This window comes from Larkinella fluvii (assembly GCF_051857545.1).
GTDB lineage: Bacteria > Bacteroidota > Bacteroidia > Cytophagales > Spirosomataceae > Larkinella.
The window spans coordinates 287020-311962 of sequence record NZ_JBPZHB010000010.1; the positions used below are offsets into that span (position 1 = coordinate 287020).

The 24943-nt window shown below is 52.3% G+C and carries 21 protein-coding genes and 3 tRNA genes; 9 read left to right on the plus strand and 15 right to left on the minus strand.

Annotated features, from left to right (window positions below; all coding sequences use genetic code 11):
• Nucleotides 1-49: 49 nt before the first annotated feature.
• Together ACS5NO_RS26455 and ACS5NO_RS26460 are read right to left on the minus strand one after the other, a co-directional pair.
• On the minus strand, nucleotides 50-1567 hold the full coding sequence (locus tag ACS5NO_RS26455) for an LptF/LptG family permease (RefSeq protein WP_439417921.1): 1518 nt from the start codon (nucleotides 1565-1567) through the stop codon (nucleotides 50-52).
• Nucleotides 1568-1573: 6 nt separating this feature from the next.
• Nucleotides 1574-1969: an START-like domain-containing protein gene (locus ACS5NO_RS26460; protein WP_114406601.1), complete on the minus strand. Its 396-nt coding sequence runs from the start codon at nucleotides 1967-1969 to the stop codon at nucleotides 1574-1576.
• 113 nt (nucleotides 1970-2082) lie between these two features.
• Here ACS5NO_RS26460 and ACS5NO_RS26465 point away from each other — a divergent pair.
• A tRNA-Met gene (locus ACS5NO_RS26465) sits at nucleotides 2083-2156 on the plus strand.
• A gap of 127 nt (nucleotides 2157-2283) precedes the next feature.
• Here the strand turns inward: ACS5NO_RS26465 and holA are convergent.
• From holA to ACS5NO_RS26495, 6 genes are all read right to left on the minus strand, one after another.
• Nucleotides 2284-3303, minus strand: a complete 1020-nt coding sequence (holA, locus tag ACS5NO_RS26470) for a DNA polymerase III subunit delta (RefSeq protein WP_439417922.1) — start codon at nucleotides 3301-3303, stop codon at nucleotides 2284-2286.
• Between the two features lie 41 nt (nucleotides 3304-3344).
• Complete coding sequence (locus ACS5NO_RS26475) at nucleotides 3345-3950, minus strand: acyl carrier protein phosphodiesterase (RefSeq protein WP_439417923.1); 606 nt, start codon at nucleotides 3948-3950, stop codon at nucleotides 3345-3347.
• Between the two features lie 12 nt (nucleotides 3951-3962).
• Complete coding sequence (locus tag ACS5NO_RS26480) at nucleotides 3963-4463, minus strand: deoxycytidylate deaminase (protein ID WP_439417995.1); 501 nt, start codon at nucleotides 4461-4463, stop codon at nucleotides 3963-3965.
• Nucleotides 4464-4556: 93 nt separating this feature from the next.
• Nucleotides 4557-5900 (minus strand): ABC1 kinase family protein, encoded by a 1344-nt coding sequence (locus tag ACS5NO_RS26485; RefSeq protein ID WP_439417924.1) that lies wholly within the window; start codon nucleotides 5898-5900, stop codon nucleotides 4557-4559.
• A gap of 77 nt (nucleotides 5901-5977) precedes the next feature.
• On the minus strand, nucleotides 5978-6646 hold the full coding sequence (locus ACS5NO_RS26490; protein WP_439417925.1) for a TetR family transcriptional regulator C-terminal domain-containing protein: 669 nt from the start codon (nucleotides 6644-6646) through the stop codon (nucleotides 5978-5980).
• Between the two features lie 31 nt (nucleotides 6647-6677).
• Complete coding sequence (locus tag ACS5NO_RS26495) at nucleotides 6678-7169, minus strand: YajQ family cyclic di-GMP-binding protein (RefSeq protein ID WP_138991838.1); 492 nt, start codon at nucleotides 7167-7169, stop codon at nucleotides 6678-6680.
• 153 nt (nucleotides 7170-7322) lie between these two features.
• On the opposite strand from ACS5NO_RS26495, the gene ACS5NO_RS26500 reads away from it, so the two are divergent.
• Both ACS5NO_RS26500 and ACS5NO_RS26505 read left to right on the plus strand, forming a co-directional pair.
• Nucleotides 7323-8099 (plus strand): 3-hydroxybutyrate dehydrogenase, encoded by a 777-nt coding sequence (locus ACS5NO_RS26500; RefSeq protein ID WP_439417926.1) that lies wholly within the window; start codon nucleotides 7323-7325, stop codon nucleotides 8097-8099.
• A gap of 126 nt (nucleotides 8100-8225) precedes the next feature.
• On the plus strand, nucleotides 8226-9491 hold the full coding sequence (locus ACS5NO_RS26505; RefSeq protein WP_439417927.1) for a T9SS type A sorting domain-containing protein: 1266 nt from the start codon (nucleotides 8226-8228) through the stop codon (nucleotides 9489-9491).
• A 182-nt stretch (nucleotides 9492-9673) separates the two neighbouring features.
• Here the strand turns inward: ACS5NO_RS26505 and ACS5NO_RS26510 are convergent, their stop codons facing one another.
• The 4 genes from ACS5NO_RS26510 to ACS5NO_RS26525 form a co-directional block, all read right to left on the minus strand.
• Nucleotides 9674-11767: a ComEC/Rec2 family competence protein gene (locus ACS5NO_RS26510; protein ID WP_439417928.1), complete on the minus strand. Its 2094-nt coding sequence runs from the start codon at nucleotides 11765-11767 to the stop codon at nucleotides 9674-9676.
• Complete coding sequence (locus tag ACS5NO_RS26515; protein WP_439417929.1) at nucleotides 11767-12216, minus strand: GNAT family N-acetyltransferase; 450 nt, start codon at nucleotides 12214-12216, stop codon at nucleotides 11767-11769. The genes ACS5NO_RS26510 and ACS5NO_RS26515 overlap by 1 nt, the downstream gene beginning before the upstream one ends.
• Nucleotides 12217-12402: 186 nt before the next feature.
• A complete protein-coding gene (locus tag ACS5NO_RS26520) occupies nucleotides 12403-13731 on the minus strand; it encodes a M43 family zinc metalloprotease (RefSeq protein WP_439417930.1) in 1329 nt (442 codons plus the stop codon).
• Nucleotides 13712-14659, minus strand: a complete 948-nt coding sequence (locus tag ACS5NO_RS26525; RefSeq protein WP_439417996.1) for a PhoH family protein — start codon at nucleotides 14657-14659, stop codon at nucleotides 13712-13714. The genes ACS5NO_RS26520 and ACS5NO_RS26525 overlap by 20 nt, the downstream gene beginning before the upstream one ends.
• A 368-nt stretch (nucleotides 14660-15027) precedes the next feature.
• Between ACS5NO_RS26525 and dnaB the strand changes: the two genes are divergently transcribed.
• Nucleotides 15028-17685 carry a replicative DNA helicase gene (gene dnaB / locus ACS5NO_RS26530; RefSeq protein WP_439417931.1) on the plus strand — a complete coding sequence of 886 codons (2658 nt, stop codon included), beginning with the start codon at nucleotides 15028-15030 and terminating at the stop codon, nucleotides 17683-17685.
• Between the two features lie 93 nt (nucleotides 17686-17778).
• Here dnaB and rlmD read toward each other — a convergent pair whose 3' ends face one another.
• Nucleotides 17779-19224 carry a 23S rRNA (uracil(1939)-C(5))-methyltransferase RlmD gene (rlmD, locus tag ACS5NO_RS26535; RefSeq protein WP_439417932.1) on the minus strand — a complete coding sequence of 482 codons (1446 nt, stop codon included), beginning with the start codon at nucleotides 19222-19224 and terminating at the stop codon, nucleotides 17779-17781.
• Between the two features lie 68 nt (nucleotides 19225-19292).
• On the opposite strand from rlmD, the gene ACS5NO_RS26540 reads away from it, so the two are divergent.
• The gene (locus tag ACS5NO_RS26540; protein WP_439417933.1) at nucleotides 19293-21539 is read left to right on the plus strand and encodes a T9SS type B sorting domain-containing protein; all 2247 of its coding nucleotides are present in this window, start codon (nucleotides 19293-19295) and stop codon (nucleotides 21537-21539) included.
• Between the two features lie 61 nt (nucleotides 21540-21600).
• Here ACS5NO_RS26540 and ACS5NO_RS26545 read toward each other — a convergent pair whose 3' ends face one another.
• Nucleotides 21601-22056, minus strand: coding sequence for a CHRD domain-containing protein (locus tag ACS5NO_RS26545; protein ID WP_114406586.1), 456 nt, complete (start codon nucleotides 22054-22056; stop codon nucleotides 21601-21603).
• A gap of 178 nt (nucleotides 22057-22234) precedes the next feature.
• Here ACS5NO_RS26545 and ACS5NO_RS26550 point away from each other — a divergent pair, with 178 nt between their 5' ends.
• Nucleotides 22235-23050: an SDR family oxidoreductase gene (locus tag ACS5NO_RS26550; protein ID WP_439417934.1), complete on the plus strand. Its 816-nt coding sequence runs from the start codon at nucleotides 22235-22237 to the stop codon at nucleotides 23048-23050.
• Between the two features lie 102 nt (nucleotides 23051-23152).
• On the opposite strand, the gene ACS5NO_RS26555 is transcribed toward ACS5NO_RS26550, so the two are convergent.
• Nucleotides 23153-23845, minus strand: coding sequence for an SH3 domain-containing protein (locus ACS5NO_RS26555; protein ID WP_439417935.1), 693 nt, complete (start codon nucleotides 23843-23845; stop codon nucleotides 23153-23155).
• Between the two features lie 159 nt (nucleotides 23846-24004).
• On the opposite strand from ACS5NO_RS26555, the gene ACS5NO_RS26560 reads away from it, so the two are divergent.
• From ACS5NO_RS26560 to ACS5NO_RS26570, 3 genes are all read left to right on the plus strand, one after another.
• Nucleotides 24005-24080, plus strand: a tRNA-Lys gene (locus ACS5NO_RS26560).
• Nucleotides 24081-24162: 82 nt separating this feature from the next.
• Nucleotides 24163-24238: transfer RNA gene (locus ACS5NO_RS26565), tRNA-Lys, on the plus strand.
• Nucleotides 24239-24383: 145 nt separating this feature from the next.
• On the plus strand, nucleotides 24384-24926 hold the full coding sequence (locus ACS5NO_RS26570) for a DUF4136 domain-containing protein (RefSeq protein ID WP_439417936.1): 543 nt from the start codon (nucleotides 24384-24386) through the stop codon (nucleotides 24924-24926).
• Nucleotides 24927-24943: the final 17 nt, after the last annotated feature.

The following is a 24943-nucleotide window of genomic DNA, read 5'->3' on the forward strand; positions in this document are numbered from 1 at the left end:
AAAAGTACGATTTTATTTCTTATATGCTGAAAAACCGGCGCAGAATATTTCAGGCCACCCGGGTTTCCCGGCGGCTCGTGCGCCAGTTGATATACCGCTTTTTCAGCCGCTCGAAGGCGATGACGTAGACATCCTTGTCAAACAGCCGGGAATCGTTTCGGGCCTGTTTCATGAGGTACAGCCCAACCGGCAGTAAAATCGCATTCGCCATCCAGGCCCCGGCCGGCACCCAAATCAACCCGTCTTTGGCGTATTTGTCGCCCGTCAGGGTCAACACATACAGCAGAATGAAGAAGATAATCGACACCAGCACCGGAATCCCAAACCCGCCTTTCTTGATAATTGCCCCCAGCGGTGCGCCAATCAAAAACATGATGAAACACGAAATGGCCTGGGTGAACTTATGGTGGCTCTCAAGTTCATACCGGTTGACGGTTTTGCCTTTCTCTTTCAGATAGGTCTGGTTGGATTCGGCGTAGGAAAGCATGTTGCGGGCCTGCGACAAGGCCATTTCATTGGTTTCGCCCTGGATTCGGGCCTCCACGGGTCGCGCCAGCAGCGAATCGATCCACTTGCCGGCCTTCACCACGGGCGGCACCGGCGTGTTGGGGTTGGTAACGATGACGGGCTGCGGCTGTTTGAACTGGTAACTGTAGTATTGCCGGGAAGTCGTTGCCGTTCCGGCCAGACTGGCCTTCAGTTCTTTCTTCAACGAATCAGTCAGCGTGGCCAGCTCCGTCAGATTTTTCATGTACTCGTGGTATTCAAACTGCTGTTCGTCCGTCCGTTTCAAACCGTACGAATCCAGGCTGATTCGCAGTTTATAATGCTGAAACCCATTCCGCAGAAACTTGGCCAGTTGATTGGGCGAACCGTTGCTGGCGTAAGACACGCTGCTCGTATTATCGGTGTATTCAGTGTAATCGTTGCCGTTATACAGCTCAAAAATCAGGTATTGCTTGTCGGGCGTGGTGAACATGCGCCCCGAATCCGCCAGAATAATTTCGCGGTTTCCGGTTTCCATGCCGTTTTCCTGATGCTTGTAAATCACCATGCCGCGCAGGGTTTCGCCATCCTTCTTATCCGCTTTAATGCTGTAACCGGGCAGATCGTTGTAAAAAATCCCTTCTTTGATGCTCAATGTGGCCTTCGACGATTTAATATCCCACAACAGACTGTAGCCTTTGAGATTGGCCCAGGGCGCGACTTTGTTGTTGAACCAGAAGGAGAAAATGGCAATACCGGTGGCGACGATCAGCAGGGGACGCATGGCCCGGGTCAGGGAAATCCCGGCGCTTTTCAGGGCCGTCAGTTCAAAGAATTCACCGAGGTTCCCGTAGGTCATCAGCGACGACAGCAGCACCGCCAGCGGCAGGGCAATGGGAATGGTGATGAGGCTGAAATAGAAGAGAATTTTGGCAAAAACCTGCAATTCAACGTCTTTCGATACAAACTGGTCGATGTAAAACATCATCAGACGCATCAGAAAGATAAACACGACTACACAAAGCGTCAATACGAACGGCCCCCAAAACGACTTCAGTATGAGCTTGTCAATTTTTTTCATTGGCAATCAACTTCCCACGATTTCTTTTAACTTATCGATTAAACTGTTCCAGAGCGATTTAAGTTCGTCGGGATCGGTATTGGAAGAGTAGTCGGTGATGCGTAGAAACGTTGACTGGGTCAGTTCACTGACATCCACCCGGAAGTCGATGTAGGTATGTTCACCGGTTGGGGTGTCATTGCCATTCAAAAACTCGAACCGAACGCTTTTATTCTGACGCATGGAAACCTGTTTGGCGGGGTGACTCTCGTTGTCCCAGTAAAAATCAAACTGATGATCCGGCCGGACATTTACTTTCGATGCAAACCACTGAGAGAGGCCCGAAGCCGTGCTGATATAGGGAAAAAGGACCTTTGGAGATGCCCGCAGCTCGTATTCCGCAATAAATTTATAGTTTTCCATATCAGTGATTTTTAATAGGTAATGTGGCAAAGTTAGCAGAATTTTAACACGAGACTTAAAAAGGTTTGTTGGAGTAGATGTTTTTTTTCTTACTTTTGTGGCACGAAAAATCTGGCGGGGTAGCTCAGTTGGTTAGAGCACAGGATTCATAACCCTGAGGTCACGAGTTCAACTCTCGTCCCCGCTACGAAAAGCAAAACCGCCCCCTCAGGCGGTTTTTTGCGTTTTTGCTCTCTCGGTTTTGCCCCCCACCCCCTGAAGGGGGCTAAGGCATCCGTTTTTTTAAGCCCCCTTCAGGGGGTGGGGGCGAAACGTCAATGCAGAATCTCGTACACCAATTGCTTCAAAATAGCGCCTTCGTTCAGGGATGGTGCATCGATGCCTTTCGACAAGGCATCGGCCTGGCGAATGGAGTGAATGATGCCGGCCACTTTCCACAGCGGGTAGGCCCGGGCAGTTTGCAGATAGTCCTTCACAAAAAAAGTGTGAACACCCAATAAGGTCGACAAGTTTTTTTCGGATTGGTCGCGGGAGGCCTGTACCATCAACACTTTTGTAAAAAACTGGTACAGAATGATCAGCATCGGCGGCAACGGATTGTCTTTCGGATTCCGGCCGAAATAATCGGCAATCCGGTTGGCTTTCAACACATCCCGCAGCGTAAGGGCTTTTTGCAGTTCAAACACATTGTATTCCTTGCTGATGCCGACGAGCCGCTCCACCGTGTCGGCGCTGATTTCTTCGCCGACTTTCAGGTTGATCATGATTTTATCGATCTCACTGGCCAGCCGTTTCAGGTCGTTGCCGATGTAGTCGAACAGCATCTGGATGGCCTTTAGGCTGATTTTTACGTTCTGCTGGCGGCAATAGTCCCCGATCCAGTCCGGAACTTTGTTGTCGTATAGTTTTTTGGAATTCAGCAACACGCCTTTTTGGCCGATGGCTTTGGCGAGGGCTTTGCGTTCGTCGTAGGGGCCGGTATGGCAAAAAACCAGAATTGTGGAAGCCAGCGGTGATTTGGCGTAGTCTTCCAGCAACGACTGGCTGGCTTTTTCATTCAAACCGCCCATCTGCTGGGCTTCTTTCACCAGCACCAACTGCCGGTCGGCCATGAACGGATAGCGCCGGGCCAGGTTAATCACCGCTCCTACCTGGGTGTCTTTGCCGAAAACCGTAAACTGATTAAAGCCCTTTTCGTGCTCGGGAACCGCTACTTTTTCAATTTCATCCGCAATCAGATCCACGAAATACGTTTCGTCACCGTGCAGCAAATACAGGGGAGCAAAGTTCTTCTTCCGAACGTCTTTCAGAATCTGGTCAATAGCAGGGGTCATAACGGTGTACTATATACGTAATAAAACAAGAAAGGAAACGATCACAAAACCGGCGGGTTCATCCCCTGAAAATCACGCACATGTTGCTGCAATTCAGGAAAAAACCGGTGGAAGTACTCCTCAAAACTATCGTAATTATCGTTCAAATCCGCGATGGCGGTGTCCAGATTCGACGGAAAAGCCGTGCGTCGGGCCATTCCTTTCAGACTGCGGTCGATGCCTTCCAAAAACTGGTAATTCGTCAGCCAGTCGTGCTGCATCATGTAACCAGCCATGCGCCAGGCGGCATCGGGCAGTTGAGTCCGGTGGTTTTTCAGAAACTGGTAGAAGGCCGGGACAAATTCGGTTAACGAGCGGCCGGAGATTTGCGTGAAGTGAACCGCCAGAAAATGATCCAGATACACATCGATAGCCGCTCCGGCGTATTTATGACAGCGGGGCCGAACCAGAATCCGCATTTCCTCCACCAGGGGATGATGATCCGTAAACTGATCGATCTGGCGGTGGAGCCAGATGCCGCGCTGCACCGCCACCGATAACCCATGCCGGGGATGACCGGGATTCCCTTTGATGAAATCTGCGATAAAATTGCCGATCAACAGCCCCTCATCATCGCCCGAAAGGTACGCATGTGCTAATATATTCATCGATCAGACCGCCTACAGATGCGGGTCGCCCTGCGCAAGCACAGTTTCAAACCCCGCCGTGGGCTGGTATTGGACGGTTTCTACACCGAATTTACGCAAAAACTCGACACCCTCGTCGGTCGGAATGCCTTTGTACTGCGCGTAGGAATGCAGAAAAACCACCTTGGCAATTTTCATACTGAAGATAATCCGCGCACAGGAGATGCAGGGCGACAACGTAACGTAGATGGTTGCGCCTTCGATCACCGCACCGTTTTTGGCCGCGTACAGAATTGCATTTTGCTCGGCGTGAAGCGCCAGCGAGCAACTTCCTTTCGAATCGCGCGGACAGCCCACGTCCGGAAATTCTTCGTCGCAATTGTGCGTTCCCGACGGTGGGCCGTTGTAACCAATGGAAATAATCCGGGTTTCTTTCGTCAACACCGCGCCCACCTGCGCTTTGATGCAGTGCGACCGCTTCGAAAGATTGACGGCCAGTTCCATGAAAATATCGTCAAACCGGGGCTTGCTCATCCATCTCAGGTTATGGTCAATGGTCAATCGACGATGGTCAATTGACCATTGCCAATGGTTTCAGCCATAAACTTAAAACTATTTACCCGCTTGTCAAGCCGCATTTTCCATTTCCAGTCGCAGTTTTTTGGAAACCAGCCAATCCGGCTTGTGCGTAATGACTCTGGCTTTCAACTCATTGAGCATCGAATACAACCCAAAATACGTTCGATTGATATACAAACCGTGTTGCGAACCACGGGCCACTTTCGAGTTTTTCAGTTCTTCCACCTGGGCCAGTTCTTCAGCAAAAGCATACACGGTGTCGAAATAGGAATTATCCCCAAAATCGAAGGTCTGTTTCTCAAACGGTTTTCCGAGTAAAACGATCATTTTCTTGAACAGATCGACAAAAAAGGCCTGCTCTTTCGGCGAATCTTCGGGAACGATAAACTCCAGGTTGCGGAACGTTTCCAGGGTGGCTTCCTCGTCGTCGAGCATGTCGAAGTTGATCAGCCGGAAGTAATTGTCGTAAAAGAACTCGGAGATCACTTTCACACAGCCGAAGTCGATGACGCCCATCGTGCCGTCGGCCCGCATCAGGAAGTTACCAGGGTGCGGATCGGCGTGGACCTGCTTGAGGTCATGAATCTGGAAATTGTAAAAATCCCACAACGCCTGCCCGATGCGGTCCCGGATTTCCTGCGACGGATTCGTTTTCAAAAAATCCTTCATGTGAAAACCGTCCAGCCAGTCCATCGTCAGAATGCGCTTGCTCGACAGATCGGGGTAATAACGCGGAAAAACCAGGTTCGGAATCGATGCACACTGCTCCGAAATGTACATCGAGCGTTTCAGTTCGAGTTCGTAGTCGGTTTCTTCCAGCAATTTGGACTCTACCTCGCCCATGTACCGGTTGATGTCCTTTTCGTTCAGGTTCAGCAGCCGGATCGCCAGCGGTTTGGCAATCCGCAAATCGGAACTGACGCTGTCGGCTACGCCCGGATACTGCACCTTCACCGCCAGTTTCTTGCCGTCTTTCCAGGCCAGATGCACTTGACCAATGGATGCCGCATTGACCGCTTCCATCTCGAACCGGTCGTAAATCTGCTGGGGTGATTTCCCAAAATAGGTCCGGAACATCTTGACCACCAGCGGCCCCGACAAGGGCGGTGCCGAATACTGCGACATGGCAAACTGATCGACGTAGGCCCGCGGCAGGATGTTGCGGTCCATGCTCAGCATCTGCGCCATTTTCAGCGCACTGCCTTTCAGTTCACTCAGGGCATTGTAAATATCCGTCGCATTGTCCTGATGCAGTTCCTCCTTCGTCAGGCTGGGGTCGAGCAGCTTTTTCCCGTAATGCTTCAAATAATTCCCGCCGACTTTCACACCCGCTTTCACAAACTGGCTGGCCCGGGCAACTTTGGTGGTCGGGATATGGTTTTGCGTTTTCATGTTGGGAATGATGGATTATGAATGATGAACGATGAATGGTTTGCCATATTCAATCATCGTTCATCATCCATCATTCATCATTTATTTTGATAGATGAACTTCGCCAGGTCGAACAACGAATCCAGCGGGGAGCGGCCGATCAGATCGAAGGCGGTATTGACCGATTTTTCGATGGCGGTATCGGTTTTTTCAAAATTCTTGCTGACGTCGTTGACCCAGAAATGCAGGATGAACAGGGTTTGGGTCCACAACCCATCGGCGTAGCGGTCGGACAGGAATGGCCGGGGTTCGACCTCCTTGCTTTCGCGGCCTTCCGCCAGCAGATCCCGGACGTAATCGTAGTAGGCTTCTTTAAAGCGTTGCAGGACGCGGGCCGACGGTTTTCCCATCCGGGCTTTGGCCATGGGCGACAGATTGGTGGTAGACGGGCGCAGTTGGTGGTAGCTGAACACCACAAAACTGCGCTGGGCTTTCAACACCTCCACCCAGGTATAATAGAACGCGAGGAGCTTTTCGCGGACCGAATACGTCTGATAAATCGGGTCGCCTTCGACGGTTTGCTGGGCCTGTTTGAAAAAAGCCAGCCAGACATCCGCTTCAATCGACTCGAACGAAGTGTACTCCTCATAGAAGTCCGCTTCTGAAATTTTCAGCTTCTTCGCAAATTGAAAAACGCTCGGTGGTGGGGTTCCGTTTTCAAGCACAAAGTCGGTATAGGCTTTACGGATTTTTTCCAGTTTTTCCATACCTGACGAACGCAGTGTGCAGCAAAAAAGTTTAGCTTTTCATGTTCACAAATTGCAAAGATATTTCCAGCTCTGCCCGACGCAACATGCCGATGACGGCCTGCAGATCGTCGATTTTTTTGCTGGTCACCCGCACCTGATCATCCATAGCCTGCGCGGTCAGTTTCGGAAAGCTTTCCTTGATCAGTTTCAGGATTTTGCGTTGCTGGTCTTTGTCGAGTCCCTGCCGGACTTTGAGCTCATGCCGCAGGCGGTTTCCCGACTGGTGGGGCTCGGCCGTAAAGTCCAGACTCCGCCCATCGACCCCTTGTTTGATCACGCGGGTCAGCAAAATATCCTCCACCGATTTCAGGCTCATGTCGTTGTCGGTATCGATCTTCACCGTGAAATCCTTCTTATTGAGTTCCACGCTGGTTTTGCTGTTCCGCAAGTCATACCGGTTCGCTATCTCTTTGATAGCGACATTGATAGCATTATCTAACGTTTGCAAATCAACTTTACTGACAATATCGAAGGAGGCCATACTACATCGGGTTGGTTATGAATTCATAAACGAACGGTTTTACAAAAGTAAGCGGTTTTCCGGGCCGAAGCACACATTCGGCCCGGAAAACCCCCTTTCGGTGACCAAACTATTCACGCCCTATTGTAGCTTTGGGTGCTAATTCATCCTGAAATGATACAAAAAAGAACCGTCCTGATTACCGGAAGCACCAGCGGTATTGGCCTTTCCATTGCCACGGCCTTTGCCCAGCATGGCTACAATCTGATTGTGAACGGGTTGGAAGCCAACGGCCCCCAACTGGCCGAAACGATGGCGGCAGAATTCAGCATCGACGCGGTATTTGATCCGGCCAACATGCTGGACCCGGCCGCCCTGCGGGCGATGGTCAGCCGGGCCGGGGAAAAATTCGGAAGAATCGACGTGCTGGTCAACAACGCCGGAATTCAGTACGTCTCACCGATTGACGCGTTTCCGGAAGACCGTTGGGATGCCATTCTCGGTGTGAACCTGACTTCGGCCTTTCACCTGACGAAAGCCGTCTGGCCGTTTATGAAAAATCAGCAATTCGGCCGGATCATCAACATCGCGTCGGCCCACGGTCTGGTGGCGTCCGAATACAAAAGTGCTTATGTCGCGGCCAAACACGGGTTGATTGGCTTTACCAAAACCATCGCCCTCGAAGGTGCCCCCTGCGGCATTACCGCCAACGCCATCTGCCCCGGCTACGTCAAAACCGCCCTCGTAGACAAGCAGATTGCCGATCAGGCCCGAACGCACCAGCTTTCGGAGAAAGACGTGATCGAAAAGGTATTGCTGGCCAAACAGGCTCTCAAACAGTTCATCCCCGCCGAATCCATTGCCGCACTTTGCCTGTTTCTGGCATCCGAAAGTGCGGCTACCTTAACCGGGGCGGCTCTGCCCATCGACGGCGGCTGGACGGCACAGTGATGAGGCAGAGTTGCCCGTGCTCCAGTGCGCATCTTGCAGGAATTACTTAAGAAAAAGTTACTATTATTTGCTTGTCTATGCAAGCTAATATACTTTTGGGATCGATCTATTAATCAAGACTTTCCCGTGAAAAAAATCATTTACTTTTTCGTTCTATTGGTTACATTTTTACCAAAATCCGGCTTTACACAATGTGCGCCCCCAGCTCCCTCCTGCTCGGGCTGTGTAGCCTTAACCACCGGTAATCAAACACTGGCCAGCGGCACGTACTGCATCACCACCGCCATTTCGAACCTGACCATTCCAAGCGAGGCTGTTGTCTGCATGAGTGGCGGTTCGCTTACCAATTCCAACCTGAACGGTGGCATCTTGATTTACAATTCCGGAAGCCTGTCCAATCTCAACTCCAATTCGGGGGATATCCGGGTGCAGGGCACGCTTTCCAATCCCTCGAATACCAGTTTTAACAACGTCCGGGTAATCGTTGAAAACGGCGGGGTGTTGAACATGAACTCGCTGGACATCAACAGCAGTCTGGTGGTCGATGGCGGTACGGTCAATGTAACGAATCTGACGCGGGTCAACGGCAGTGGAAGTATTTGTATGGCCAACATGGGTCAAATTCATACCCAGTATTTCCAGAACAATAGTTCCAATCAAACCACCGCCCAGTCGACCAAAGGCTGTTTGTCGATTGCTCAACCCCAGAATGGGCAAACCTTTCTGAACAATCCCCTGACCACCTCCCCGGATGTGCTGGTCTGTCTTCCCGGCACCTTTACGCCCGCCAACCTGGGTTCGGCCACGGTGTCCACCAACTGCACGGATTGCACCACCGCCATGCCCGTCACCTATGCCTACTTCCGCGCCCAGCCACTGGAAACCGGGGTTCGGCTGGAGTGGCAAACGACCAACGAGTTGAATCACCGGTTTTTTATCGTTGAACGATCCAGCAACGCCCTTGATTTTTCACCCGTCAGTGGCGAGGTCATCGACCCGTTTGGCACACAAAATGGCCGGAAAGTTTACCGGTATACCGATTTTGACGCCTTGTCCGACACCTATTATTACCGTCTGAAACAAGTCGATACGGATGGAACGGTGGCGTATTCGAAAATTCTGTCCGTCATCCTCGGGGAACAAACCACCGCGGTCCGGGTGTTCCCGAATCCCGTGGTCAATCAGTTGACCATCGGGTTTGAAACCGCCGAAACCGGGATCGTTGACATCGAAGTGGCCGACCTGAGCGGGAAACAATGGCTCAGCCAGAGTGGGAACAAAACCGAAAAAAGCCACAACCAGACGCTTCAGGTGCAGTCGTTGCCCAAAGGATTCTATCTGGTCACCATCCGGCTGGGCAACCGGTATTTTATAAGGAAAGTGTTGAAATAACGCGAACTATGAGATGATGATGCCTAACAATTGTTTAAGAAGTTGTTTGAGTGAAGGCCGGAGGCCTTCCAGGGCTCTCCTCGGGTAACTCGAACAGCTTGTAAGTGCCAGCGGCACGTAATGTTACTAGCAAATTGCCCCCTCCGGAGTCAATAATCTCAGGGTTTTCGTTGAAATAATCCTCAAAAGGTCGCCAGATACGCGCCCTGCTGACGGACTGAATGACACGGAATGCCCAGTTTTCGGGCGTCCGACAGCAACCGGTCCGTCAGCGGGGTTTTGTTGGAATCATCGAAAATCAAATGCCGGGCGGCTACGCGTCCTTTCAGTTGGCTCCAGGATTGCAACGCGTTCCGGCTGATGATGACATAATCGATCACGGCAGGTAATCGCCAGCCTTTCCGGGCAGGCAGCCGATTGATGATCAGCACACTTTTTCCCTGCCAGTGCACCAGCGTGATGGCCCGGTTCTGAAACAGAGGCAATCCGGGGTTCGTTTGATCCGGTTGCGCATATGTGATTCGGTCGACGCCCAGACTATCCCAGGTATTTCGGATGTAAAACGTCACTTCCCGGCTTTTATCCGACAGCGAATCCCGGCTCAGCAAAACCGACCTGTTGCCCTCTACAAAACTGATCGCCGACTGGTGTGGTACAAAATGAACCAGCAGCAACCGCTGGTTTTTTCGATTCAGGGTAGTCATGCCAACCGACCCGGTCAGTAAAACCGCACCGATGGCCAGCCACCAGCCGAATCGTTTTTCCCGGAACAACAGGAAAGCCGCTCCGAACAGAATAATCGCATACAACAGCCCCAGTTCAAAACTGCTGGCCATGAGTGGTTTCAGGATGGAATGCGGCAGTCGCTCCGTCCGGAGGATGCACTGGTTCAGGAGCCACATCGATGCAAACAATGCTTTTCCGACCAACAAACCCAGATACGGAATCCAGCCCACGACCAGTAACCCCATTGCCAGAATCAACACCAGAGACGAAACCGGAATCACCAGCGGATTGGCTAACCAGAAGTAGGTGGGAAACTGGTGGAAATAATACACGCCCAGCGGAAAGGTAATCACTTGCGCCACCAGCGACATGGCCGTCACTTTCCATAGCTTATCAATTAGCCAGAACCGAAAAGTCAGGCTCTGGTACAGGCTTTCGTACCAGAGGGTCAAGCCACCAACGGCCAGGTACGACAACTGAAAACCGGCTGTCGTCAACGCATAGGGATCAAGCAGTAAAATCAGGAAGGCCGATGCCGCCAGCGTATTGAGGGGACTGTTGGCGCGGCCCAGGGTTTGGCCGATGAGCAGCAGGCTAAACATAAAGGCCGACCGCAAAACCGGGGCGGAAAAACCGGTCATCAAGGCGTAGAACCAGAGCAATCCCAGCATGATCACCGCAAAGACGTATTTTCCGCCCTTTCGGCGCTTCAAAAAACCCAGCACAAAACTGACGGCGGCAAACAATACCCCCACGTGTAGCCCCGAAACTGACAGGATATGCACGGCTCCGGCCGCCGAATACGCTTGCTGCAGCTCGGGGTCGATGCCGTCGCGAATACCCAGAATCATCGCTTTCACAATGGCAAATTCCAGGCCGTTCCCCAGATGACTGGTGAAAACGCTGTCGGCCCATTCGTTTACTTTATATGCTTGTGCAGTCAACTGACTTAAAGGATGATAATCCAGAATGACTCGATCATTCGGTCGTAAATACTGCTGGTGGTAGATCCCCCGGTGGGCCAGGTGCCGTTTGTAGTTAAACTCGCCGGGATTCAGGGGCGGGTCGATCGTCCGGGGTTCCCCACGAACCAGCCACACATCGCCGTAGCGCGGTTTTTGGGCCACGGTTTTATCGATGTAGACGATGAGACGTCCGCTCGCCGGTTTCCAGGTCCGGTCGGTCAACACCTTCCGTACGTCCAGTTCCAGCCGAAAGGTTTTGGTGCGGTTTTCGGCCTGTGAGCCCACCACGGCTTCATACGCCCGAATGGGTCGGCGGAGGTGAACCAGGTTCGAAGGGTCGTTCAGCGGGGTATGCAACGAAGTCACCAGCCAGCCGATGGCACCCAGGGTCAGCCAGCCGGCGATGCCTTTGAGGACGGCATGGGGTTTGTTTCTTACGAAAAACAACATCACCAAACTCAGGAAGCCGAGCAGGAACAAGCCGGTGACAAGCCGGAAATAGTCCGAAAAATACAGATAGGCAGTTATTCCGCTCATCAGCGCCACGACGTAGCGAACAAACGGGAAGGCGTTCCAGCGCAGCATCAGGCCGGAAAGGACGAAGCGGGTAGCACCATTTTATAATGCTGGATGCCGCATTCTTCGAACATCGGACCAACGGCTTTAAACCCAAACTTCGCATACAGCGGCATGGCCGTTAGCTGGGCGTTCAGATAAACCGACTCGATGGGTTCCGGCTGCTGGCTCAACACATCGTCGAGCACCGTCCGAACCAACGCCTGACCGACACCCTTTCCCCGAAAAGGGGCCAAAACGGCAAACCGCTCCAGCTTAACACCGTTAGATGTTGTACGCCAGCGGGCGGCTCCGCAGGGTGTACCGTCGCAGAAAGCCAGAAAATGGCGGCTGCTCGTTTCAAATTCATCATACTCATCTTCCGCCCGAACGTGCTGTTCTTGAACGAACACAGCCTCTCGAATGGCAAAAACTTGCTGCATTTCAGCCGGACGGACAACCTGAATCACTTCAATCATACGGCAGGAAAGTTAGTCGGTTGACGGTTTTCTGTTCTCGGTTTTCGGTGCGGTTCCCCGCCGGGGCTAACGCATTCTTACAATATCGAATCATAAATACCGAATATTGAATCACGAAGAGACAAACGTCAGTCCCAGCGGGGAACCGCACCGAAAAACCGTAAACAGAAAACCGTAAACCGTTATTTAACGAATCAGCAACCTTTTGGACGCCGTTTCTTTATCGGTATGTACTTTTACAAAATAAACACCCCGAGCCAGCGTATCCAGCGGCAGGCTGATGGAAGAACTGGGATAATCGGTATAATTCTGGGTGCGGACGATCCGCCCCGACAGATCGGTGATGTCGACCTGGAACGATTGAAAACCGGTGAACAGCACTTCAATTGTCGATAGTTTCTGGGCAGGATTCGGAAATACATTCACCGTCAGCGATTCGGTTTGGGGCAGCGGGTCTGCCGACCGCACCACGCGCTGACGCCGGGGGCTGGCTTCGATCACCGCCCGCATCCGGGTTCGCTGGTCCTGGGTGAACAGATTCATGCAGGCATCGGGCGTATAATCGAGGTAGTTTTCGATCTGGTTGCGGGTGCGGGTGCCGTTGCAGGTAGAAAACCGCTCGGCGCAGGCCGTCGTCTGGTTGGCACTTTCGGTCGGGGGCGTGTCGTTGCAGTAATCCGTTCCGCAAACCGCATCACCCCAGGTATGAATCAGTCCCAGCCAGTGCCCCACTTCGTGCGTGGTAGTTCGGCCATACCGGTAAGTTGGGCTCGTAACGGCCCCGATGTCGCTGCCAAAATACCGGTAATCGATAATGACGCCGTCTGTCAATTCATTTTCCAGGGACGAGAGACCGTCGATGCCTTCCGCTTCCGGAAACTGGGCGTACCCCAGGTAATCGTTTCGCAGGGTCGTTACCCAGATATTCAGGTATTGATCACTGGGCCAATAGGCAATCTGCGACAACTGAACGTCGTCACCACTGGAACCGTCGTAGATGTTAAAGCTCGTTTTTTGGGTGTAATGCCGGGTAATGCCGGTGGTTTGAAGCCCGTCGGGGTCGGTGCGGGCCAGAAAAAATTCAATGCCGGTGTCGGCCCCAATCGGGTTGCTGTTGAAGCCCCGGGTGTCGGCCATCCGGCGGTAATCTTCGTTCAAAACCCGGATCTGGGAGGCAATCTGCTCGTCGGAAATGTTGGAGTTGTTGGCCCCGCCCACAAAACCGGACGAGTTGGTATGCACCACATGCACCACCACCGGAATCCGGTAAACAACCTCTCCCACCCGGGCTTTTCCGGGTTCTTCGGTTCGCTGCCGAATGAGGTCTTCAATCTTTTCGTTGAGCTTCAGGCGTTTGGTTAATCGCTGCGCATCCCGCCGTTGTAAGGTTTCTTCGCGCACATCGATGCCACAGCGTTGTGGAGTTACGGGCGTTTGCGCCCGTAACTCCGTTAGACCGATGCTGAGTAGAAATCCCAGCGTAGCAAAAAGATGCCTATTTGTCAGCCCGTTCATACGCGGAGATGATTTCTTTGACCAACCGGTGACGAACCACATCGCTGCCATCCAGTTCTACAAAGCCGATTCCTTTGATATCTTTCAGTAGTTCAACGGCTTCAATCAACCCGGAGCGCTGGTTTTTGGGCAAGTCGATCTGGGAACGGTCGCCGGTGATGATCGCTTTGGAACTTGGCCCCATCCGCGTCAGAAACATCTTCATCTGCATCGGCGTCGTATTCTGCGCTTCATCCAGCAGAATGAACGCGTGGTTGAGCGTTCGTCCCCGCATATACGCCAGCGGAGCGATTTCAATGGTGCGGCTTTCGATGTAGAGTTTCAGTTTTTCGGCGGGAATCATATCGTCCAGCGCGTCGTAGATCGGGCGGAGATACGGATCGATTTTCTCTTTCAGATCGCCGGGCAAAAAGCCCAGGTTCTCGCCCGCTTCCACCGCCGGGCGGGTGATGATGATTTTCCGTACTTCCTTGTTTTTCAGGGCGCGCACGGCAATGGCCACGGCGGTGTAGGTTTTTCCGGTTCCGGCCGGGCCTACTGCAAAAACCAGATCGTATTTCTCGGACACATCCACCAGCCGCTGCTGGTTGGCGGTTTTGGCCCGGACGATGACGCCTTTGGTGCCGTACACCAGCACGTTGTCATCGGTTTGGGGCAGCGCAACCGGCTCGCGTTCGTTGTTTTTGAGAAAGCTGCGAACATTCTCGTGGGTGAGTTTGCCGTATTTCTGGTAATGCTCGATCAGCGAGTCCAGAATGTCGGTAATACGCGTAATCTCCGGGGTCGTCCCTTTAATACGGATTTCGTTCCCGCGGGATATAATCTTGCTCATCGGGAAGGCGGCTGCTACCTCTTTGATGTTGTTGTTTTCAACTCCCAAAAAGTCGATGAGCGATACATTGTCAAGGGTGATTACTTTTTCTACCAAATCTCCGTTCATATTTTCAGTGTGACCGATCCTTATTTTCCTTCTAAATTTAGAGGATCATACGTAGTAAACAACAAAAGTTATCAATTATTATCTCCAAATCCTGCCAAATTTGTGCAAATCCTTCACGATTAATCAGTTGCCTTTTCCAGCCTCAACCCCGAATTCTATGGGTCAGCAAGGCTATAAAATCGAATTAAACCGTAAGCTAAAAACAAAAAACATTTTCACTTTTTTTTCACCCCGCCAGCCGGGGAATATGTACTTTAGAGACAACAACTTAGTGTCCTGCCAACCGTTCCGGAACCGATCGACATCCGGCCTGTCGGCTTTTCATTCTAACGCCGATTGGCTATACTTGCAATGCCATGGAGAACGATCGCCCTACCAATTCTAACTTTCGGAAGACCCCTTACATGGGCAATCGGCGTAGCCTTTCCGACGGTGTAAACCATATGTTGACCCCAACGGGGCTGGGCAAACTGCCCCCGCAGGCCATCGATCTGGAAGAAGCGGTGCTGGGTGCGTTGATGATTGAAAAGGATGCGCTTTCGGCCGTCATCGACATTCTGAAGCCGGAAAGTTTTTATAAGGAAGCCAATAACCGGATTTATAACGCGATTGTCACCCTGTTCGGAAATGCCGAACCGGTCGACATGCTGACGGTGACGCAGCAACTGCGTAAAACCGGTGAAATTGAGGTCGTTGGGGGCGGTGGCTACGTGACGGAACTCACGACCCGCGTCACCTCGGCCGCCAACATCGAATACCACGCCCGCGTCATTGCGGAAGCGTCCATCAAACGCGCCCTCATCACGGTTGCCAACGAGATTCAGCGCGACGCCTACGAGGATACCACCGACGTTTTCAACCTCCTCGACCGCATCGAGCAGTCGATGTTCAAGATTTCCGAATCCAACATCCGCAAGAACTACGCCGACATGAGCACCATCATGCGGCAGGCGCTGGAAGAACTGGAGCAGAAAAAGAACATGAAAGACGGCCTGACGGGCGTTCCGTCGGGATTCAGTGCCCTCGACCGGCTGACCTCCGGCTGGCAACGGTCGGAATTGATCATTCTGGCGGCAAGGCCCGGGATGGGAAAATGCCTGGGCAAAGGCACGAAGGTGGTCATGTTTGACGGAACGCTTAAAAAAGTCGAAGATGTTCAAGCGGGTGATTTGTTGATGGGCGACGATTCGACACCCCGACAGGTGCTTTCCATCGCCCGTGGTCAGGAGCGCATGTACTGGGTTCGCCAAAACCACGGGATCGATTACCGGGTCAATGAAAGCCATATTTTATCACTGAAACGTAGCCGCAATGAGGGGTCACATCACCGGGGCGATGTTCTGAATATTACGGTTCGGGATTACCTCACCAAATCGACCAAGTTCAAATCGAATTACAAAGGCTATAAAGTAGCCGTCGAATTTCCGGAAAAAACCGTACCGGTCGATCCATATTTCATCGGTTTGTGGCTCGGCGACGGGCACTCCTACAGTTCGCGGATTACGACGCAGGATTCGGAAATCGTGAATTACCCTCAGGAGTATGCCGCCGAACTGGAACTGGAGGTTTGTGAGTATACGCAGGAAGGGAAATGTGCGAACTACGCCATTACGAAAGGCAGCCGGGGCGGAAGAACTTTTTTCTCCCTGCAAAATGAATTACGCCAACTCAACCTGCTACAGAATAAACACATTCCGGCGAACTACCTGATCAACTCGACCACCAACCGGTTGAGTTTGCTGGCTGGCTTGATCGATAGTGACGGGCATTTTCTGGAACAATCGAATGGATACGAAATCACCTCGAAGTACCTCGATTTTGCGCAGCAGATTCAGTATCTGAGCAATTCGCTGGGCTTTCGAACGTCACTTCACGCCAAGAAAGCGTCGATTCGCAGCATCGGTTTTGAAAGTGAAGTATACCGCATTCGGATTTATGGGGATATTAACCGAATCCCGGTTCGAATCCTCCGCAAAAAAGCGCGGCACTGGGCGAGTCCGGTCGACTGGCGGGTAACCGGTATCGAAATTGAATACGATAAGGTAGACGACTACTACGGTTTTGAGATTGATGGCAACCGGCTCTTCCTCCTGGAGGACATGACCGTTACGCACAATACCGCCTTCGTCGTGAGCGCCCTCCGCAATGCTGCCGTCGATTTTGGGCAGGCGGTGGCGATTTTCTCGCTCGAAATGTCGTCGGTGCAGTTGGTCAACCGGCTGATCTCGGCAGAAGCGGAAATTGATAGTGAAAAAATCAAAAAAGGAAATCTGGCTCCGCACGAATGGGCGCAGCTTCACCATAAAATCCAGCGACTGACCGAAGCGCCAATCTTCATCGACGACACGCCAGCGCTTTCCATTCTGGAATTACGGGCCAAATGCCGCCGGTTGAAAGCCCAGCACGATATTCAACTGGTCGTGATCGACTATTTGCAGTTGATGCAGGGCGATACGTCGGGCAAAATGGGCGGTAACCGTGAACAGGAAATTGCCTCGATTTCGCGGGCCATGAAAAACCTTGCGAAAGAGCTGAACGTTCCGGTCATTGCCCTGTCGCAGTTAAGCCGGGCCGTTGAAACCCGGGGTGGCGACAAAAAACCGCAACTCTCCGACCTTCGGGAATCCGGTTCCATCGAGCAGGATGCCGATATGGTTATCTTCCTGTACCGGCCTGAATACTATGGCATTAGCGCCGACGAAGCCGGTAATTCAGTATCCGGAATTGGTGAGGTCATCATTGCCAAAAACCGGTCGGGTTCGCTGGATACCGTTCAACTGCGCTTCGTGGGCAAATACACCAAGTTTGCCGATCTGGATGCGTTCTTCATGCCGCAGACTCCTCCCCCATTCAGTGGTCCGTCGGCCGGTTTCGACGCCAAAACGTCCGGCGCGCAGAACTTCGAAAACCAGGGCGGCATTGTCAAAAGCAAAGCCAATACGTTGAACACGCCGGGCGGCAACTTCACCAACTTCGGCCACATCGACCCCAACCAGCAGGAAACACCCTTTTAAGTTAAAAGTTAAGAATTAAAAGTTAAGAGTTAGCGGTTCGGTGGTTAGCACGCGTCAGCTTACTTTTAATTTTTAACTCTTAACTTTTAACTCTTAACTCCTCTTCTCCAGCTTCACGACATTCTCGACGTGGTGGGTATGCGGGAACATATCGACGGGCTGAACGTCTTTCACTTCGTATAGTTCGTCCAGAATGGCCAGATCGCGGGCCTGGGTGGCGGTGTTACAACTCACGTAGACAATGCGTTGGGGAGCAGCCAGCAACAGATTTCGCGTCACGGCTTCGTCCATTCCCGCCCGGGGTGGGTCGGTGATGACCACATCCGGTTTGCCATATTTATTGAAAAGAGACGGTGTCAACAAGGTCCCCATGTCGCCCGCCAGAAACTCGGCGTTGTGAATTCCATTGATGGAGGCATTCACCCGCGCATCCTGAACAGCCGCTTCAATATACTCAATACCAATTACTTGCTTCGCTTTTCGAGCCACAAAAAGGCCGATGGTTCCGGTTCCGGTATAGAGATCATACACCCGCTCCGACCCCGTCAGCCCCGCCCAGTCACGCGTGATTTTGTAGAGTTCGAAGGCCTGAGCCGCATTGGTCTGGTAGAAGGATTTGGGGCCAACCCGGAAGGTTAACGGTTGGCCACTGCCATCCTCCATCTGCTCCTCGATGTACGGTTTTCCCCAATACGGAACCACGGTCTGATCCTGGTATGAATCATTCAGTTTGGTATTCAGAATATAATTCAGCGACGCAATCTGCGGAAACGTCGTTTTCAGCATGTCCATCAGTCCGGCCAACTCCTCCGGCCGGTCTTCGGCGACCTGCACCACCACCATCACCTGCCCCGTAGAAGCGGTCCGAATAATGACCGTTCGCAGAAAACCGACGTGCGTGTTCAGGTTATACATCGTAAAACCGTGCTCGAACGCATAGGCACCCACCGCCAGCCGGATGGCATTCGACGGATCGGGTTGCAGGTAACAGTGCTGAATGGGCAGAATTTTATCGAACCGCTTCGGAATGTGAAAACCGACCGCCCGTTTGTCCACCGACATCCCGGAGCGAATCTCCTCCTCGGTGATCCAGCGGCCGTCGGCGCAGGTAAATTCCAGTTTGTTGCGGTAATAGGTGGTCTGCACGGAGGGCAGGGTTGGTCGAACCGGCGGCAGTTGCACCTTCCCGATCCGGGTCAGGTGATCGAACACCTGCTGGCCTTTGAAACGGAGTTGTTCGTCGTACCGGATGTGCTGCCATTTACACCCGCCACAGGTACCAAAATGCGGACAAAACGGTTCGGCCCGGCTCGGCCCAAAGGAATGGATTTTTTCAACCACCGCTTCCCGGTATTGTTTTTTCCGGTTGACAATCCGAATATCGACCACGTCGCCCGGTGCCGCCACCGGTCCGCCCGAACGGCCTTCCACAAAGATGACTCCCTCATCCGTCCGAATCAAACATTTTCCTTCAGCCGCAACATCATCAATCCGAATCGCTTGCAACCGTTGCGACATCTTTTGGGTCTTTCCTGACATAATAAACTGTAATAAATTCTGTAAATTAAGCACCGTATTTTGGTTTCGACAACCCTATCCGTATTTGAATGAAACAGTTTTATCGGATTACAGCCTGGTGGTGTTGGTTTGTGATGGGCTGGATCGGCCTGATTTTTCCGGCTTTGGCTACACACATTGTGGGGGGTGAACTGGAGTTGAAAAGACTGACCAATCAAAACCCGTTTACCCACCAAATCAACCTCAACCTGTATTTTGACGATCTGAACGGCAATCCGCAGGCCGAAGATCCCACCGTTGTCATTTTTATTTACCGCAAAGGCGACAATGCCTTCATTGGTTCGGTCGAACTGCCACAAATCGGCTCGCAGCCCGTCGACTACACCAAACCGGAGTGTGCGTTGCCCTCGCTTCGTACACGGTTGCTGAAATATGGCGGAAACGTGGTGTTCAATCTGAATGCGTTCAACGATCCACGCGGCTATTACATGGTCTGGGAACGCTGTTGCCGCAACAATTCCATCAGCAACATCCAGAATCCCGCTCAGGCCGGTTCCACGTTTTACCTGGAGTTTCCGGCACAGCGTACCGGCAGCACGGACGTCTTCAACTCATCCCCAACCTTCCGCCCCGTTCAGGGCGATTACATCTGCATCAATCAGCCGTTTGCGTTCGATTTTGGTGCTACCGACGCGGACGGCGACAGCCTGGCCTACCGGCTCGTGACACCCTACAACGGTTTCAGCACGTCGCAAAACCCACGCCCGCAGGTGGCATTGCCCAGTTCGTCTTATCCCGAAGTCCGGTGGAGCAGCGGACTCAACCAGGACCGGGCCATTCCGGGGCCGCTGCCGTTGCGGGTCAATACCCGAACCGGACAACTCACCGTGACTGCCGGGCAGGTGGGTCTGTTTGTTTTTTGCGTTCAGGTGGAAGAGTACCGGAAAAATGCGTCGGGCGTTTATCAGCGCATCGGCCTCGTCCGGCGGGATTTCCAGTTGAAAGTCATCGACTGCCAGAAGAATAACCCACCCGCCGTGGCGATGCGGCAAACCGGGCAGTCGGCTTTTTACAAAGAAGGCACGGTATTGAAATTAAGCACCCAGGATGCCAATTGCGTGGATGTCTACGTCACCGACCTGGATGCCAACCAGAAGGTAAAGCTGTCGGTGTTGAACGGCCCGGCGCAGGGCATCACCTTTTCACCGGATGAAGTGACCATTCGCACTTCCGGCGATTCGGTTCGGACCCGAATTTGTTTCGACAAATGCCTGGCAGATGGAAAACCGCTGCAACTGGCCCTGCTGGCGACCGACGAAGGTTGTCCTCAGGGGTTGAAAGACACCCTTTTCGTCACCCTGCTGCTGGAACCGGAACTCAACCGCCGACCAGATGCGGAAACGACCCTGCCCGGCAACCAGACGACCGTACAGGCGGGAAAAAATCTCCAGTTCAACGTGTTGGGAACCGATGCCGATAAAGATATGATCACGTTGACGGCCGTCGGACGGGGTTTTACGCTCGCTCAGGTTGGCATGAGCTTCTCGGCGGTTTCGGGGCAAGGCTCGGTGAGTTCGCAATTTAACTGGAATCCGCAGTGTGATCAGGTCAAAAACACGGAATATGTCGTTGATTTCATCGTGACCGACACCCGCTGCAACCGAAATCTGCGTGACACGGTGACCGTCCGGCTGAAAGCCACACCCGCAACCGGCCGACCGCCCACGGTCCGAACCACGCTGACCGATTCGGTCGTTGAGCTGACCATTACGCACGGCGACTCGGTTCCGGCTGCGGTACGCTTCGATGCCATTGCCGAAGACCCCGATCCCGACGTGCTGAAACTGACGGCGGTGGGGCGAAATTTCGACTGGAAAAGCCTGGGCATGCAGTTTGAAAACAAAACCGGGCCGGGGCCACTGACCTCGCCCTTTGTCTGGCAACCTGACTGCTCGGTGCTACAGGGAAAAGAACAGGCCACGTTTGAACTCGATTTTATTTCGCAGGACAGCAGTTGCCCGAACCGCTACGATACGACCCGCGTCACCTTTGTGGTGAAGGACGTCCCGGTCGATTACAACATCACCATTACGAACGTCATTACGCCCAATGAGGATGGCAAAAATGATGTGTTCAGCGTTCCCAACTTACCGCTGGACAATTGCTCCGATCAGTTTCGCCGGGTCGACATCGTGAATCGGTGGGGGAAAGCGGTTTTTTCATCCACCAACCGACTCTTCCGCTGGGATGGGGAGGACTATCCACCGGGGCAGTATTTTTATCTGATTCAGTACACCAACCGGTCGTACAAAGGTACGGTGACGCTCCTCCGTTAAAACACACAAAAAAAGCGATCCTTTCCGGGATCGCTTTTTTTGTGTGTTGACCACGTCAGTTTTAGAATTCTTTCCGCATGATGTTTCCTCGAATTTCTCCAGCGGGAAACAAAGCAGTATGTAAGTTGGCATACAGCCGACCTTCCATCAAGGCGTTTTCCTGCACTTGGTTCAGCGTGCTTTTTCCGCTAATCGGACTCGTCAGGGAGGCAAATGGAATGATGACGCCACCATTCGTTCCCGGGCCACCGGGTGCCAGGTGGATGTGGCCTGCCGTCGGTGTTATGCCGGTGTAATTGATGGTGTAGCTCAGTTCCTTGGCGGCTTTGTTATAAGTACCTGTCATTGTGCCGGTTGCTGCCGAAGCGTTGCCGGGCACCTCCTGCGCACCGTTCAGGGTGGCTACAAATTCGACCGTATCATTCTTGTCGGGAGCGTCTTTAATGGGTGAGCAGGATGTCACCGTCAGGGCTGCTGCCACAAAGGCGGTCATCAGATACGCAAATGTTCTTTTCATAAATCGTAAATAGTAAATGGTCCAGATTGCTCCGCAATAATACTAACTTTGCACTAATTCTCTGCAACCTCAGGCGGGCAATACCTAGATAACTTATTAAAATGAGAAGTTTCTACCAAAAACTGATAATTATTTATCCGCCCTCCTTTCGGTTCTCATCCGGAATTTCCCCCGTTTCATGAAAGATAAAGTTGTTTTGATAACGGGTGCTTCGTCGGGAATTGGCAAAGCACTCGCTTTTGCGTTTGGCCGCGAGCAGGCTTCCATCGTCATTTGCGCCCGTTCGCCCGAATCGCTCGAAACCGTCCGTGATGAATTGCGCCGGAGCGGCATCGAAACGCTGGCGATTCAGGCCGACGTAAGCAAGGAAGCCGACGTCCGGAAGTTGATCGATGCGACCATCCAAACCTATGGCCGACTCGATATTCTGATCAACAATGCCGGCATCAGCATGCGCTCGATGTTGCAGGACGTGGACCCGGACGTGATTCGGAAAGTGATGGACATCAATTTCATGGGAACGGTGTATGCCACCCGCTACGCGCTCCCCCACATTCTGAAAACCCAAGGCTCCATCGTCGGCATTTCGTCGATTGCCGGCTACCGGGGGCTGCCGGTGCGCAGCGGTTATTCGGCCTCCAAATTTGCCATGAACGGTTTTCTGGAAGCCCTCCGCACCGAACTGCTCGACACCGGCGTTCACGTGCTGGTAGCCTGTCCGGGTTTTACGGCTTCCAACATCCGCGTTTCCTCCCTAAACAACGAAGGCCGGGTGGCGGGAGAAACGATGCGTGACGAGAGTAAAATGATGAGTGCGGAAGAATGTGCCGATCACATCCTAAAGGCCGTCAAGCGCCGGAAACGCGACCTGATCCTGACCTTCCAGGGCAAGCTGACGGTTTTCCTCAACAAATGGATACCCGGACTCATGGATCGGATGGTCTACAACACCCTGGCGAAAGAGAAAGACTCGCCGTTGAGGAAAGCGAATTAGTGAAGAGTTAAGAGTTAAAAATTAAAAGTAGGCTGACGCAAGAACAATAAGAATGCGTCAACTTTTAATTTTTAACTCTTAACTCTTAACTCTTAACTAATTTCAAATTAACCACACATTGTCCTTTCGGACGTAGTACAGGCCATCGTTCCAGAAGACGTGGAGCCAGACGTCCTGGCTGCCGAGGATGTTGACTTTGTGGCCCCGGTTGATGACATCGGCAACCGGAGCCGCCGAAGAGGGGTCGCGCCGGAGCAGAACGCGGTCGCGATTGATGATCCCGGACTGGTACCGTTCGGGCAGGTTGACCAGCAGCAGCAAGCCCGTGAGGTAAGTCAGGACGATGAGTTTATGCCGCCGACGGGCCGGTTCGTGGTTACGGAATTTCAGCCAGAAAATACCAAAAGCATAGGTTCCCAGCAGCACCAGTCCCAGCGTGATGTAGAGTCCGTACTGTTTATAGAACAGGTAAAAATAGTTCAGGTCGTCGGTTTCATAGCCTCGAAGATTATTCTGAATCGCCACATCGTGCATTTTTTTCAGGATGGCTTCGTCGGGTCGGCGGTCAAAATAAATTTGCAGGTAATAGAGCATTTTGGCCACATCGCCCTGCTTTTCCCACACGTAGGCCAGCTTCAACAGCATCGGATCGGTCGGTTTATAGCCTTTTCGTAAGTGGGATTCATAGGCCTCTACGGCAGCCGGGTAGAGCCCCGCAGCAAACAGAGAATCAGCCTGATAGAGGGTCACGGACGTCGATGCTGCGACCGCATTTCCGACCCTGAGGAACAGCACAAATGAAAAAAAATAGAGCAATTTTAAAGTGTGACCTTGCATTTTCACGTCAGAAAAGGTACTTTTGCATCGCAATTTTGGGAAGCGACCCAAAATTACAAAAGGTAAAAGTAGAAAGGTTACGGTTTATATCATTTCTTTTCATCTGCTCCTTTTTACGATCTGGTAGCTCAGCTGGTAGAGCAATACACTTTTAATGTATGGGTCCTGGGTTCGAATCCCAGCCGGATCACCAAAAAATAAGAAGTCTACAGTTTTCAGTGTTAATTCTTCAGTCGCATCGAGTTCCTCATGTCTGATCACTGACAATTGCTAACGATCTGGTAGCTCAGCTGGTAGAGCAATACACTTTTAATGTATGGGTCCTGGGTTCGAATCCCAGCCGGATCACCAAAAATACAGCGAAGACACGCTTTCTTCACGAACCTGCATCCTTTTCAGGGGCGGGATTTTTATTGCATTCCACGGCAATTCACGCTCCTGCCAACTTTTTCACCGGTCATTCGTTTTAAAAGCAAATGAATGAACCATCCAATCCATGAAAGCCCTCACACCGGCCTGCCTTTTCTTTCTTTTGATGGCAGGCGCTGCCTGCAGCTCGATTCGCGTCGTTAAAACCGAACCGGCTCCCAACTTTGCATTATCCAATTACCGTACGTTTGCCTTTTCAGACATCGAATCGACGGGCGATATTCCCCAGAGCGGTTTTTACCGGTCACAGGTCGATGCGTTGAAAACCGCCATTGAAAACCAGTTGGTGAACAAGGGACTCCGTCGGGTGGACACGAAGCCGGATCTGATGATGAACATTGGGATTGCCGTCGACGAGAAGACCCAGACCCGGGAAACGAATTTTCGCACCGATCCGCCCTATTACATCGGGCAACGTCGCTACAGTTGGCGGAGTCAGGAAGTCCCCGTGGGAAAATACCGGCAGGGAACGATCGACGTACACCTGATCGATTCGAAGCGGAATGAGCTGGTTTGGCAGGGAATTGTGGAAGGGGTTATCCCGAAGAAGCCGGAGAAGCTTCAGAAACAAATCGATGAAGGGATGGAAAAGTTGTTTTCCAAACTCTGATTCGGGTGATTTTCGGA